This window comes from Mesorhizobium sp. M1348, from assembly GCF_040317925.1.
Lineage (GTDB): Bacteria > Pseudomonadota > Alphaproteobacteria > Rhizobiales > Rhizobiaceae > Mesorhizobium.
Genome location: NZ_JAMYLH010000003.1, coordinates 113,696 through 127,307, shown reverse-complemented (window position 1 = coordinate 127,307; position 13,612 = coordinate 113,696). Strand labels below are relative to the sequence as shown.

Annotated in this window: 16 protein-coding genes; 8 read left to right on the top strand and 8 right to left on the bottom strand. The window is 63.0% G+C overall.

Annotated elements, in window-relative coordinates; translation table 11 throughout:
* Positions 1-40 precede the first annotated feature (40 nt).
* Complete coding sequence (locus tag NKH13_RS07630) at positions 41-445, top strand: GFA family protein (RefSeq protein ID WP_352911819.1); 405 nt, start codon at positions 41-43, stop codon at positions 443-445.
* A 45-nt stretch (positions 446-490) separates the two neighbouring features.
* Here the strand turns inward: NKH13_RS07630 and NKH13_RS07625 are convergent, their stop codons facing one another.
* Complete coding sequence (locus NKH13_RS07625; protein WP_352911817.1) at positions 491-1,753, bottom strand: DNA recombination protein RmuC; 1,263 nt, start codon at positions 1,751-1,753, stop codon at positions 491-493.
* Between the two features lie 103 nt (positions 1,754-1,856).
* Between NKH13_RS07625 and def the strand changes: the two genes are divergently transcribed.
* Genes def through truA form a run of 4 tightly spaced genes read left to right on the top strand, consistent with a single transcriptional unit; the run spans position 1,857 to position 4,613 of the window.
* Entirely contained in the window at positions 1,857-2,387 is a 531-nt protein-coding gene (gene def, locus NKH13_RS07620) for a peptide deformylase (protein ID WP_352455964.1), read from the top strand.
* A 16-nt stretch (positions 2,388-2,403) separates the two neighbouring features.
* Positions 2,404-3,333, top strand: a complete 930-nt coding sequence (gene fmt / locus NKH13_RS07615) for a methionyl-tRNA formyltransferase (RefSeq protein ID WP_352912211.1) — start codon at positions 2,404-2,406, stop codon at positions 3,331-3,333.
* A complete protein-coding gene (locus NKH13_RS07610; RefSeq protein ID WP_352717121.1) occupies positions 3,330-3,839 on the top strand; it encodes a GNAT family N-acetyltransferase in 510 nt (169 codons plus the stop codon). The genes fmt and NKH13_RS07610 overlap by 4 nt, the downstream gene beginning before the upstream one ends.
* 18 nt (positions 3,840-3,857) lie before the next feature.
* Positions 3,858-4,613 (top strand): tRNA pseudouridine(38-40) synthase TruA, encoded by a 756-nt coding sequence (gene truA / locus NKH13_RS07605; RefSeq protein WP_352911814.1) that lies wholly within the window; start codon positions 3,858-3,860, stop codon positions 4,611-4,613.
* On the opposite strand, the gene NKH13_RS07600 is transcribed toward truA, so the two are convergent.
* The gene (locus NKH13_RS07600; RefSeq protein ID WP_254815875.1) at positions 4,595-5,203 is read right to left on the bottom strand and encodes a transporter; all 609 of its coding nucleotides are present in this window, start codon (positions 5,201-5,203) and stop codon (positions 4,595-4,597) included. The two genes, truA and NKH13_RS07600, sit on opposite strands and share 19 nt — an antisense overlap.
* A 2-nt stretch (positions 5,204-5,205) precedes the next feature.
* Entirely contained in the window at positions 5,206-6,405 is a 1,200-nt protein-coding gene (dapE, locus tag NKH13_RS07595) for a succinyl-diaminopimelate desuccinylase (protein WP_352911811.1), read from the bottom strand.
* A gap of 129 nt (positions 6,406-6,534) precedes the next feature.
* On the opposite strand from dapE, the gene NKH13_RS07590 reads away from it, so the two are divergent.
* Positions 6,535-7,566, top strand: coding sequence for a 2-dehydropantoate 2-reductase (locus NKH13_RS07590; protein ID WP_352911808.1), 1,032 nt, complete (start codon positions 6,535-6,537; stop codon positions 7,564-7,566).
* Here the strand turns inward: NKH13_RS07590 and NKH13_RS07585 are convergent.
* From NKH13_RS07585 to dapD, 4 genes are all read right to left on the bottom strand, one after another.
* A complete protein-coding gene (locus NKH13_RS07585; protein ID WP_352911805.1) occupies positions 7,556-8,656 on the bottom strand; it encodes a GGDEF domain-containing protein in 1,101 nt (366 codons plus the stop codon). The genes NKH13_RS07590 and NKH13_RS07585 overlap by 11 nt on opposite strands.
* A gap of 233 nt (positions 8,657-8,889) precedes the next feature.
* Entirely contained in the window at positions 8,890-9,678 is a 789-nt protein-coding gene (locus NKH13_RS07580) for a hypothetical protein (protein ID WP_352911803.1), read from the bottom strand.
* 21 nt (positions 9,679-9,699) lie between these two features.
* Entirely contained in the window at positions 9,700-10,077 is a 378-nt protein-coding gene (locus NKH13_RS07575; protein ID WP_352911800.1) for a DUF805 domain-containing protein, read from the bottom strand.
* A 30-nt stretch (positions 10,078-10,107) separates the two neighbouring features.
* Entirely contained in the window at positions 10,108-10,962 is an 855-nt protein-coding gene (gene dapD / locus NKH13_RS07570; protein ID WP_352911797.1) for a 2,3,4,5-tetrahydropyridine-2,6-dicarboxylate N-succinyltransferase, read from the bottom strand.
* Between the two features lie 145 nt (positions 10,963-11,107).
* On the opposite strand from dapD, the gene NKH13_RS07565 reads away from it, so the two are divergent.
* Positions 11,108-11,947, top strand: coding sequence for an LOG family protein (locus NKH13_RS07565; protein WP_292655870.1), 840 nt, complete (start codon positions 11,108-11,110; stop codon positions 11,945-11,947).
* A gap of 34 nt (positions 11,948-11,981) precedes the next feature.
* On the opposite strand, the gene NKH13_RS07560 is transcribed toward NKH13_RS07565, so the two are convergent.
* A complete protein-coding gene (locus tag NKH13_RS07560) occupies positions 11,982-12,689 on the bottom strand; it encodes a pyrimidine 5'-nucleotidase (protein ID WP_352911794.1) in 708 nt (235 codons plus the stop codon).
* A 161-nt stretch (positions 12,690-12,850) separates the two neighbouring features.
* On the opposite strand from NKH13_RS07560, the gene NKH13_RS07555 reads away from it, so the two are divergent.
* Positions 12,851-13,612, top strand: a complete 762-nt coding sequence (locus tag NKH13_RS07555; protein WP_352911792.1) for a GGDEF domain-containing protein — start codon at positions 12,851-12,853, stop codon at positions 13,610-13,612.

Sequence of the window (13,612 nt, the reverse complement as noted above, 5' to 3'; positions counted from 1 at the left end):
CCCGGCTATGATCGCAGGCAAAAGCTAGGGAGGAACGAAGATGAAAATCGACGGCGGGTGTCATTGCGGCGCCATCACTTACGAGGCCGAAGTCGATCCGGAAAAGACCACCATTTGTCACTGCATCGATTGTCAGAAGCTAACCGGAACGGCCTTTCGCGTCACGGTGCCGGCGTCCGAGGACAATTACAGGATCACCAAGGGCACGCCGAAGATCTACATCAAGACCGGTTCGAGCGGCGCCAAGCGCGCTCAGGCATTTTGCGGTGAGTGCGGCTCGCATCTCTACGCCACGTCGGCGGGCGAGGGACCGAAGGTTTACGGCATCAGGGTCGGGACGGCACGGCAGCGCGATCAACTGGTGCCGAGAAAGCAGATCTGGCATCGCTCGGCGCTGCATTGGCTGCCGGAATTCGAAGGCATGACCATCATCGAGGAGCAGTAGCGCCAGACCCGGGCGAAGCGCTCGCCTCCGGTTCCGGCGGAGCTCTCAATCGTCGCCTTCGACGACCCTTAGCCTCAACTGCCCGGTTTTCGAATCGGCGACGCGCGGGCTGCTTTCCGCTTTTGCTCCGCTGCCATTCGAACCAGTGGTGTTCTCCGCCGGCTGCACGCCAAACTCCAGCGCCTCGATCTTTTGTCCGCGCCTGGTCACCTTCGATGTCGAGACCAGAATGTCGTCGATATCCTTGGCCGATTGGCCGAAATGCGTCTGCAATTTGCGCACCCGCTCGTCGAGCCGAGACACGTCTTCCATCAGCCGGATAACCTCGCCCTGGATCAGGTGCGCCTGCTCGCGCATGCGTGCATCCTTGAGGATTGCCTGGATGACCTGGATCGACAGCATCAAAAGCGATGGCGAGACGATGACGATCCGCGATCGATGCGCCTTTTGGACAACGGCTTCGAAATTCTCATGGATTTCGGCGAACACCGATTCCGAGGGCACGAACATGAAGGCGGTGTCCTGCGTCTCGCCCTGGATCAGGTATTTTTCGGAAATATCCCGGACATGCACCTCGATGTCGCGGCGGAAAGCCTGTGCGGCGGACTTCTGCAGGTCGGCGCCTTCGGCGGCCCGAATGGCATTCCAGGCCTCGAGCGGAAACTTTGCATCGATGGCAAGCGACGGTGCGCCGTTCGGCATCTTCACCAGGCAGTCGGGCCGGCTGCCATTCGACAAGGTCGCCTGGAATTCATAGGCGCCGTGCGGCAATCCGTCGGCGACGATGGCTTCCATGCGCGACTGGCCGAAGGCACCGCGCGTCTGCTTGTTGGAAAGGATCGCCTGCAATTGCACGACCTGGCCGGCCAGCGACTGGATGTTGCCTTGCGCGACATCGATAATCGCCAGCCGTTCCTGCAGCTTGGCGAGGCTCTCATGCGTCGATCTCGTCTGCTCGGTCATGGTCTGGCCTAGGCGGCCGGTCATGGCATCGAGGCGCTGGCCGATCGACTGTGTCAGTTCCGCTTGGCGCGCCCCGAACACTTCTGCGATGGCGCCCATGCGGCCCTGCATTTCCGCCTGGCTTGCCAAGATGCCGGCCATCCGCACCTCGGCGTCGCGGGCGTGGTCGGCGGCTTCGGCGGCCGCCACCGCACGCGCCTTGGCCGATCGCCAGAGCGCAACGACGAGCGCCACGAACAGTCCGAGGAACAGCATTGCGCCGAAACCCAGGGCATGGCCGAGCGTGATCGTGGTGGCGCCGAGCCGGGCGACAGGTTCGGACAGGATGGTGGCCAGATCGTTCATGCCGACAGCATAGATGATTCGGTCTACCGGCACAGATCAAAACGTGAACGACCCGAAGGCGCCCCGGTTGACGCTTTTCCTGCGAGGTCTTAGGTGAGACGCCATGTCGATCAAGCCGCTTATCATCCTCCCCGATCCCGTCCTGCGCCAGGTTTCAAAACCGGTCGAGCGTGTCGACGGCGACTTGCGCAAACTGGCCGGCGACATGCTGGACACCATGTATGACGCGCCCGGCATTGGCCTCGCTGCGATCCAGGTCGGCGAACCCTTGCGCATGCTGGTCATCGACCTCGCCAAGGAGGACGAGACGCCGGCACCGCACGTCTTCATCAATCCCGAAATCCTCGAAAGCTCCGACCAGCGTTCGGTCTATGAGGAAGGCTGTCTGTCGATCCCGGACTACTACGCCGAGGTCGAGCGTCCGGCAGCGGTGCGGGTGAAATATCTCGATCGCGACGGCAAGCTGCAGGAGATCGAAGCCGAGGGGCTGATGGCGACCTGCCTGCAGCATGAAATCGACCATCTCAACGGCGTGCTGTTCATCGATTACATCTCCAAGCTGAAGCGCGACATGGTGGTCAAAAAGTTCAAGAAGCTCGCCAGGGACAAGGCGCCAGGCAAGATGGTGGGATAGGGGTCGACGAATGCCCCTGCGTGTCATCTTCATGGGTACGCCTGAATTCTCCGTGTCGACGCTGCGGGCGATTGCCGAGGCCGGGCATGAATTGGCAGCCGTCTACACGCAGCCGCCGCGCGCCGGCGGCCGGCGCGGGCTCGAACTGACGCCGTCGCCGGTGCAGCGCGAGGCGGATCGGTTGGGCGTCGAGGTTCGCACGCCGGTGTCGCTGAAGGGCGAGGCGGAGCAGGAGGCGTTCCGCGCGTTGGGTGCCGACGTCGCCGCGGTAGTCGCCTACGGGCTGCTTCTGCCGAAACCCATTCTCGAGGCGCCGCGGCTCGGTTGCCTCAATGGCCACGCATCGCTGTTGCCGCGCTGGCGCGGCGCCGCCCCTATCCAGCGCGCCATCATGGCCGGCGATACCGAGACGGGCATGATGGTGATGCGGATGGAGGAAGGCCTCGACACCGGGCCGGTGGCAATGGTTGAAAAATGCGCCGTTGGACCCGACATGACGGCCGGCGATCTGCACGACCGGCTGATGGTGTTGGGTGCGGCTCTGATGGTGCAGGCGCTCGAACGGCTGGAACGGAATACACTGACATTTACCACACAGGCCGAGGTGGGGGTGACCTACGCCAAGAAAATCGATAAATCGGAGACTCGCATAGACTGGCTGCGACCTGCCGGCGACGTGCACAACCAGATTCGCGGCCTGTCGCCCTTTCCCGGTGCATGGTGCGAGGCCGAAATCGGCGGCCGCATGGAGCGGCTGAAACTGCTTCGCTCGACGCTCTTGCAAGGCGCCGGCGAACCGGGAGGAATTCTCGACGATCGGCTGACGGTCGCCTGCGGGTCAGGCGCGATCAGGCTGGTCGAAGTTCAACGTGCGGGCGGAAGGCCCATTGCCGCGCAGGAGTTTCTGCGCGGGGCCAAGCTCGAAAAAGGAATGAAATTGTCATGAGCATGATGTCCATACGCGCGGCGACGCCGCGGGACCGCGAGGCGATCCGCCTTGTCGAAGAACACGCATTCGGCCAGCAGGCGGAGGCCGGACTGGTCGACGCGCTGGTCACCGGCGGTGATGCCGTCGTCGAACTGGTGGCGGACGAAGACGGGCAAGTGGTCGGCCATATCCTGTTTTCACGGCTCTTCGTGCAGAATGGCGGCAAGAGCTTCCCGGCGGTGGCTTTGGCGCCTCTGGCGGTCGAGCCGTCGTTCCACGGCACCGGCATCGGCGGTGCGTTGGTCCGCGAGGCTCATATCCGCCTGAAAGCTGCCGGCGAGACGCTCGCCGTGGTGCTCGGCGATCCGGCCTATTATGGCCGCTTCGGCTACAACCGCGCCCGTGCAGTAAAATTCGAGAGCGAGTACCAAGGCGAGGCTTTGCAGGCGCTTGCCTGGGGCGAGGCGCCGGAGACCGGCAGGCTGGTCTACGCCTCGGCCTTCGGCTCAGCCCTCGCCGCCTGATTTCGCCTCGATCCGGGAATGCCGCGTTTTCGCCTCGACATCGAATATGACGGCAGTCTCTTCGCCGGCTGGCAGCGCCAGGCCAACCAGCCTTCGGTGCAGCAGGCGATCGAGCAGGCGATCGAGAAGTTCTGTGGTGAGCAGGTTTCGCTGCGCGCCGCCGGCCGCACCGATGCCGGCGTCCATGCGACCGCTCAGGTGGCGCATTTCGATCTGATCAAGGCATGGCCCGGCGACAAGGTGCGCGACGCCGTCAACGCGCATCTGCAAGCGGCCAAGGTGCGCATCGCCATCCTGAAGGCCGCCGTCGTGCCGGATAGCTTCGATGCGCGTTTCTCGGCGATCGGCCGCCATTACCTCTACCGCATCGTCAACCGCCGCGCGCCGGCGGCGCTCGACAAGGGCAGGATCTGGTGGGTACCGAAGCAGCTCGATGCCGGTGCCATGCACGAAGCGGCAAAGGTGCTGCTTGGCCGGCATGATTTCACCACCTTTCGCTCGACCCAGTGCCAGGCCACCAGCCCGGTCCGCACGCTCGACCGGCTGGATGTCAGCCGGGCGGGCGATTTCATCGAAGTCCGCGCTTCGGCGCGGTCATTCCTGCACAACCAGGTGCGCTCGATGGTCGGCTCGCTCAAACGTGTCGGCGAAGGCGGCTGGACCATTGCCGACCTCAAGGCGGCGCTCGAGGCGCGCGACCGTGGGGCCTGCGGTCAGGTGGCGCCGCCCGACGGGCTGTTTCTCGTCGGCGTCGATTATCCTACGCCTGGCTGATCCGGCACGCTGATACCGAGCAGCGCCTGCAGGCCGAACAGGACGATCAGCGACGCCACGAACATACCGGCAAAAACAGCGCTGCCGACAGCCGCACCCCTGCCGATCGCGACGTTGGTCATCCGCCAGGTCAATACCATCGACAGCGCGAACAGCAGCAGCGACACCAGTCCGGAGACTTCGTTGGCCGACGTCAGGAAAAGCCGGATCAACGCTGATGGCAGCATCATCCAGGCGATGATCGCCGAGGCCCAGTTGCTGGCCACGACATAATGGACGAAACGGCCGCCGACGCCGACCCGCGGCGCCACCAGGGCGAGGCCTATGAGCGGCAGCACCCAGGCGCCGATATCGACAGTGGCCAGGCGGATCAACATGCTGAAACGGCCGACGAATGCGTTGGGATCGCCGATCTCGTTGGCAATACCGACCCAGCCGACGATCAGTGCCGGCGCCGCGACGACGATGGCAAAAAAGGAGTTCCAGAAACCGTCCGCCGAAAGGTCGAGCAGGCGAAATCCGTCGGCCTTGCCGAGCATCAGCCGCCAGGCGCCGGCAAGCGAAGCGTAGGTTTCATCCGCGGAAAGCATCACTAGGATATGTCCTGCGCAAACCAGTCTTCAACGAAGCGCAGATAAATCTGCGTCAGCGTCTCGAGGTCGGCAATCGCCACGCGTTCGTCGACCATGTGCATGGTCTTGCCGACAAGTCCGAATTCGACCACCGGACAATAATCCTTGATGAAGCGGGCATCGGAGGTGCCGCCGGAGGTGGAGAGCACCGGCTTCCTGCCGGTCACCGCCTTGACCGAACCGCCAAGCGTCTCGATCAACCTGTCGTCGCGTGTCAGGAAAACATGGCTCGGCCCGTCGCGCCAAGCGATCTCGTAGTCGACCGGCGTCTTCTTGCCGGCGCGGTATTTCTTGCGTTTCGCCGCCCGGTCGAGGCGATTGTGGATCTCGGCCTGGATTGTCTCGGCGGTCCATGTGTCGTTGAAGCGAATATTGAAGGTAGCCGCCGCCTTCGCCGGGATCACGTTGGTGGCAGGGTTGCCGACATCGATAGAAGTGACCTCAAGATTGGTCGGCTGGAAATCCCTTGTTCCGTTATCGAAGACCGGGTGAAGCAAGGCGTCGACCAGCGTTACCAGGCCACGCACCGGGTTGTCGGCTAGCTGCGGGTAGGCGGCGTGGCCCTGGCGGCCGTTGACGGTGACCGTGCCCGACAGCGAGCCGCGCCGGCCGATCTTGATCATATCGCCGAGCGCGTCGGGATTGGTCGGCTCGCCGACGATCGCAGCATGCCATTTCTCGCCTTTGGCAGCCGCCCATTCGAGCAGTTTCGTCGTGCCGTTGATCGCCGGCCCTTCCTCATCGCCGGTTATCAGCAGCGAGACCGACCCCTTCGGGCCGCCCTTCTGCGCGATATGTCGCGCTACCGCCGCGACGAAACAAGCAATGCCGCCCTTCATGTCGACGGCGCCGCGGCCGAACATCTCGCCATTGGCGATCTCGGCGGCAAAGGGCGGGTGCGTCCAGGCTGTTTCATCGCCCACCGGCACCACATCGGTATGGCCGGCAAACATCAGATGCGGGCCGTTGCCGGAACGCCGCGCGAAAAGGTTCTCTATGTCCGGTGTGCCGGATTCGGAAAACACCGGGCGCTCGACAGCAAAGCCGAGCGGCTTCAACATTTCTTCCAGCGCGCTCAGCGCACCGCCTTCGGCGGGCGTCACGGAAACGCAGCGAATGAGAGCAGCCAGATTTCTAGTGGGATCGGTAGGCAGCGTCATGGGCAAAAGCGATAGTCGAAAGCGCAAGGCCTGTCACGGCCAGACATAAGGGCCAGCCATGCCGCCGACATTATGGTTTTCATGTCGTATAACTGTGACAAGGCCTCTCGACCAGGACAGGGCCATCGCATGGTCGCGCGTGGCAAGACGATCGTAATCGCCGGTGCCGGCAGTATCGGATGCTACGCCGGCGGCTGCCTGATACTTGCCGGGCGAAAGGTGGTTCTGCTGGCGCGACCGCGCATCGAGCACGCGCTGCAAAAAGGTGGATTGCGCATCACCGACCGTGATGGCCGCGACCGTTCCGTCAAGTCGGAGGCATTGTCGGTCACGGCTGATCCGGCCGCGGCGTTCCCCCGTGCCGATGTCATCCTGGTAACGGTCAAGAGCGGCGCGACGCAAGACATGGCCGGGCTTATTGCGGCCCATGCCCGACCGGACACGATGATACTCAGTCTGCAGAACGGCGTCGACAATGCCGATAAATTGCGAGCCCATCTCACCGCCCGGCCGGTGCTCGCGGGTATGGTGCCGTTCAACGTGGTCCAATCGCCGGAGGGCGAATTGCCGCTTCGCCTGCACCGCGCCAGCGGCGGCAAGGTGATGATCGAACAGGGTCCGACAGGCCTTGACGAAGTGCTTGACGTCGAGGGCTTTGCCGTCGCCACGCATGGTGACATCGAAGCGGCGCTATGGGGCAAGCTGCTACTCAACCTCAACAACGCACTGGTGGCGCTTTCCGGCCTGCCGCTGACGGCAGAGCTTGCCGATCGCCGCTGGCGGCTGATCCTGGCCGGCCAGATCGACGAAGCGTTGGCGGCAATGACGGCGACAGGCATCGAACCCGCTCGCATCGCCGGCCCGCGTCCCGCACTGCTGCCGAAAGTGCTTCGCCTGCCCGACTGGCTGTTCAAGTTCTTGGCGCGGCGGATGCTTGCCATCGATCCGGCCGCGCGTTCGTCGATGTGGGATGACCTTCAGCGCCGCCGGCCGACGGAGATCGGCGAACTGCAAGGCGCGGCCCTGCGCTTGGCCGAAAAGGCCGGCACGCCGGCACCTTTGCTGAAGCGTGTGACGGCACTGGTGCGCGCGGCCGACCAGGAGAGGCGCGGATCGCCCTGCCTGACGCCGGAAGCCGTCATCGCGACCGTCAGATCGTAGCCCGCACAGGCGCCCAATAACGGCCCTTGCCGGTGCGCTTGGCTTCGTAGAGCGCATGGTCGGAACAGGTGAGCAGGATTTCCGGATCGCCGCCGTCTGCGGGTGCGAATGCGCTGCCGACACTCAAGCCGACATGGATGGCGGAGCCGACCCCGAGGTCGAAAGGCACCGAGACCTTTTCGATGGCCCGCTTTGCCAGGTAGGTGGCCTCGATCTCCGAGGTTGCGGGCAAAAGGATGACAAATTCATCGCCGCCGATGCGGAAGACCACGTCCCCCGGCCGGAAGCCGCGCTTCAATCGTTCGGCCACCTTGCGCAGCAGCACGTCGCCGACGGCGTGGCCAAAACGGTCGTTGACCTGTTTGAAGCCGTCGAGATCCATGCTGAGCACTGCAAACGGCTTGCCGCCATTGGCGGCCGGCGCCGCAAGGTCGCGGCACATGTCGCGCAATTTCTCCTGCAGGAAGATGCGGTTTGGCAGGCCGGTCAGCGCGTCCTTGATGGCCAGGTCGCGATTGTCCAGCTCGGCGCGGATCATGCGGGCGTTGATCGCGTGGTTCTGAAGCAGCACGATGATGACGCCGGCAACATAGAACAGCGTCTGAATTCCGACGATCGGCATTCCGGGCGCCGCAGAAAACAATGCACCGACCACGTAAGGCAGGCTTACGGCCAACATGACGAATATGGCGAAGCGCGGGGTCGCCGCATTGCGTGACGACACCACGCCAACGACACCTGCGACATTCAAGGCAGCCAGTACGGACAGCGCCATATTCCCGCTGGCAACACAGCCATAGCAGCCGAGGCCGAAAACGACCGACCAGACGCCGCTGGCTGCCATCAGGCCTGCCAGCGGCCCTTTCGAGCCGCGCCTGCGGGCCCGCTCGCATTCCCGCATCAGCAGAACGCGGACGACGAAAAGCATCAGGTCGGCTGCGATCCAGGCGTAGGGCCACCAATCCTTGGTGGCAAGTGCGGCGCTGACCGCAACCACCAGAACGCTGATGGTGCCGAACAGGACTGCGAATTTGCGGTCGAAAGTGGTGTCGAGCAGCCGGGCGCGGACGGCTTCCGGTTCCAATCTCATCGGCGAAGAGAACCAGGCAAACAGGCGAGCGCCGGCGGTCCACGTTTTGCGCGGCTCCTTGGTGGTCAGAGATAGGTCGCTTGTCAGTCGAGCGCTCCGTGCCGGTCGACACAGTCTTCGCCGGCATGCTGGGCGAGGGTGATTAACATTCGCTTAGAGCATCCGGCGCAAAACCGGGGTTTCGGAACTCCCCGCTCTGCCGCTCTAGCGGATCTGCCGCCGGCTCGCGGGTTTTAGCTTGCCGGCCCCGGTTGTTTGCGGACCGCAGGCCGACGCGGCGGACCCGGCTCGGGATCGGTCTTCGCCGCACGTGCCGGCTGCCCATGAGGGGTTTCGATCAGCGTGATCTTCTGCCAGATCTTTCGAGAGAGGTTCGAAGCCAGGTTCTCGATGTCATTGACGCCGTCGATGACCACGGCGTCGTTCACCGATTGCGCGAACAGCGCGGCGATCTTGCCGGTGATCGACAGCATTTCGGAGCAATAGTCGAGATAGCGGGCAAGGTCAGCGGCGTTGGTGATGCGGGCTGGCGAATGCGCAGTCGGCTTGAAACTGGCTGAAAGTGCTGCCGGATCCTTGGTCAGCTGGTGCATGTCAATGACGTGGATCAGCGACCGCAGCCCGTGGAGCTGGCGAAACACCCGCTTGCGCTTGATCCGCTCCTCGGAGCGGATCAGGGCCAGGAAGCCCAGCACGGCGAGGATGATCATGTTGAGCGAGGCTTCGATGCCTTGCACCGACTGGAAGGCATCGTGGTTTCCAGAAATGCGGCCAAGCGGCAGGATTGTGCCGACGAAAAGGAACATCAGCGCTCCGACGACGAAGGCGGCGATGATGAGGCCGCGCAGCCACCAGATCGGCGCCTCCAGCGCCTTGGCTGCCTTTGCCAGATCGCGCGACAGCGACACGAGCTCGGCGGCGACGCCGCGCAAGCCTGCATTGGGAAAGCGCTCGGCGACACGCCCTTCCAGCCGTTCGGCGGTTTCGAGGATCAGTTTCGGATCAAGCGAGCGGTAGCGCATGACGAAATGTCCAATCGGCGCTCAGGGTTCGGCCGGTGCATTGGTGCGCTTGCCATAGCGGTTGGGGCCGGGTTGCCCCGGAAACAGGCAAAGCACGAGGAAAGCGATGATCGATACAACCGGTACGAACAGCACCAGCGCCGCAACACCCGGCTTGTCGAGGTCATGCAACCGCTTCACCGCCAACACGACGTTCGACCAAAGCGAGGCAATGAAGGCGATGAAGAAAATGAACGACCACATGTTGCTCTCGGTGGTGCCTTCCGGCACCAGCGTGAAACGGTAGAGCGGGAAGGCCTGTATGATGGCCACCAGCAGTCCTCCAAGAAAATAGGCCGCGCGGCTGACGCGGCCCGAAGCTTTGAAGAAAAGCCAGATAAGGTCAGATCCGTCAGGCAAGCGAATTCCATCCGTATTCGTTGGGAAAGATCAATCGCGAAGCAATTCGTTGATCGAGGTCTTGGAACGGGTCCTGGCGTCGACCCGCTTGACGATGACGGCGCAGTAGAGGCTGGGGCCGGGCTCGTTGTTTGGAAAAGGCTTGCCCGGCAGTGAGCCGGCGACGACGACGGAATTGGCCGGCACCTCGCCGTAGAAGATCTCGCCGGTGGCGCGGTCGACGATCTTGGTCGACTGGCCGATGAAGACGCCCATGCCGAGCACCGAGCCCTCGCGCACGATGCAGCCTTCGACCACTTCGGAACGGGCGCCGATGAAGCAATTGTCCTCGATAATGGTGGGACCCGCCTGCATCGGCTCCAGCACGCCGCCGATGCCGACGCCGCCCGACAGATGCACATTCTTGCCGATCTGGGCACAGGAGCCGACCGAAGCCCAGGTGTCGACCATGGTGCCGCTGTCGACATAGGCGCCGACGTTGACGAAGGACGGCATCAGCACGGCGCCGGGCGCGACATAGGCGGAGCGGCGCACGATCGACGACGGCACGGCGCGGAAGCCCGCCTTCTCGAAATCGACGGCGCTCCAGCCGTCGAATTTCGAGGGCACCTTGTCCCACCATACTGCCTGACCGGGACCGCCCTTTATGATCTCCATCGGGGTAAGCCGGAAGGACAGCAGCACCGCTTTCTTCAGCCACTGGTTGACATGCCATTTGCCGTCGGCCTGCCGCTCGGCAACGCGGGCGACGCCCCGGTCGAGCAGGTCGAGCGCCGATTGGATGGCCTCGCGCGTCTCGCCGCGGGTTGCGGTCGAAATCGTGTCGCGTTCCTCGAAGGCGTTCTCGATAATCTCCTCGAGGCTCGCGAGATCGGGCTTCGACATGAATTCGCTCCATTACCAAGCTGTTAAGGGCCGGCGCCTTAACCTGTTTGAAAGTCGCGCGGACCCTATGTGAAGGCTTGGGGAGGGTCAATCGCGGCAGCGTCACGGGACGGCGCAAGTGAATGATTGGACGGGTAAAGCAAATATGACTCCCATGGAAAAGGCGGGATGGACGCCGCTGCCGCATTCGGACGAGGATCTGGAGCGGTCGAGAAGCGTGCCGGACACGCCGCAAACGCGCGCGGAGACATATCGGCTGGCCTGGAACGATCCCGATTTCATGACGCGGCGCGAGTTGCGCGCGGTCAGGCTGCAGCTCGAACTGCTGAAACCGGAGATGATCCTGGCCGAGCGCGGCATCCAATCGACCGTCATCCTGTTCGGCGGCGCCCGCATTCCCGAGCCCGGCGGCGAAGCCTGGGCGGCCAAGAACGAGACGCAGAAGAAGAACCTCGAGCAAAACAGCAAATATTACGAGGAGGCGCGCAAATTCGCCCGCCTCTGCTCACAGCAGTCGGCCACCTCGTACTATCGCGAATTCGTCGTGGTGACCGGCGGCGGGCCGGGTGTCATGGAGGCCGGCAATCGCGGCGCCGACGATGTTGGCGCGCCGTCGATCGGTCTCAACATCGTGCTGCCCCACGAGCAGGCGCCAAACGCCTACGTGACGCCGGAACTCTGCTTCAACTTCCACTATTTCGCGGTCCGCAAGATGCATTTCGTTATGCGGGCCAAGGCCGTTGCGGTATTTCCAGGCGGCTTCGGCACGATGGACGAGTTCTTCGAAACGCTGACCCTGATCCAGACCGGCCGCATGGAACGCGTGCCGGTCATTCTGTTCGGCAAGGCTTTCTGGGCAAGGGCAATCGACCTCGATTTCCTCGCCGAGCAAGGCACGATCACGCCCGGCGACCAGGATATCATCGATTTCGTCGACACCGCCGACGAGGCCTGGGGGATCATTAGCCGCTTCTATAAACTTTGACATGCAAGCAAGGACTTGAAGCGCGCCGGCTGCCTCAAGCAGTGACTTCGACGATCGCCGTGAGAAAGCCGGCGAGATCGTCGGTGACGAAGTCCACATCGTCCTCGTTGGCCGGGTCGCGTTCCCAGATTTCCGAGAAGGTCGGCTCGAAATTGCGCGGCACCACCAGCACCGTGGTCATGCCCAGCGATTTCGGCACCGACAGGTTGCGGGCGAGGTCTTCGAACATCACCGCATTTTGCCCGGTAACGGCGTGGAGTTCGGCAAATTTCTCATAAGATTGCCGCGCCGGCTTGGGGTTCAGTCCGGCAGCGACGATATCGAAAATATCGTCGAAATGCTCAAGAATGCCCAACTGCCGCGCGGTGCGTTCGGCATGCCGGCGATCCCCGTTGGTGAAGATGAATTTACGGCCGGGAAGCTGGCGTATGGCGGTGCCGAGGACGGGATCTGGAACCAGCCAGGAATAATCGATGTCGTGGACCTTCTCGAGAAAATCATCGGGGTCGATGCCATGGCGCGTCATCAATCCGTTCAGTGTCGTGCCGTATTCGCGGTAGAGCTCCTTTTGCAGCTTGCGTGCTTCCTCGCGCGGCAGCGTCAGCAATTCTCCGACATAGGCGGTCATCTTCACATCGATCTGCGAGAACAGATTCGAATGATGCGGATAAAGGGTGTTGTCGAGATCGAACACCCAGTCGGTGACATGGGCAAAGCGGGCGGGGTCGGGAAGTGTGGTCATACCGTCCTTATGGCACGAAACGATCTTTCTAACAGGAGGTTTATCCACAACCTATGCGCGCCCTGGGTGGTGAAAATGGCGCCATAATTAAAATCTTAAGCATCGCCGAAAGGTGACATTCAGCGCTTGCTGTGACCAAGACGGATCAGTGGGAGCAAGCGATGAATCGCATATTTCTAAAGTCTGCCGCCATCGCTTTCGCCTCTGTCGCGGTCTCGCTTTTGCTGACGCTGATCGTCGTGCCAGCAATGGGTTTTCCGATCAATCGCACCATCTGGCTGACATCCACCGTCTGCCCGCTGGCCCTTGCCTGGGGCGTCGGCGCCTATACGTTCTGGCAGGGCGAAAGGTTGCAGACCGCCCATCGCGAGCTTTCCCGCGCCCATGCCCAACTAGCCGCCGCGCACAGGCGCTTGGCGGAAAAGGCGAGCCGCGACGACATGACCGGCATGCTCAACCGCGAAAGCTTCTTTGCCGCGCTCGACGGCTCCCGGCGTAAATTCGATCGCGGAGCATTGCTGATCATCGATGCCGATCATTTCAAGACCATCAACGACAGCTACGGCCATCTGATCGGCGACGATGCGCTGCTCCTGATCGCAAACGCGATAGAGCGTGGCGTGCGCAGCGGCGACGTGCTTGGCCGCATCGGCGGCGAGGAATTCTGCGCCCTTCTGATCGGCGCTACCGAACACGAGGCCAGGCGCGTCGCCGAGCGCATCCGCCGTGAAGTCGAGCGTATCCGTTTCCGGCCCGTCGACGAACGAACGGTTCCGCTGACGGTCAGTATTGGCGGCATCACCTGCGGCAAGGACGCCGCAGTGTCGGAGCTGATGCGCGCCGCCGACCAGCGGCTTTACGAGGCCAAGCATCGCGGCCGCAATCTGTCGATCATCGACCGCGATATTTCCGAAGCCGCCTGA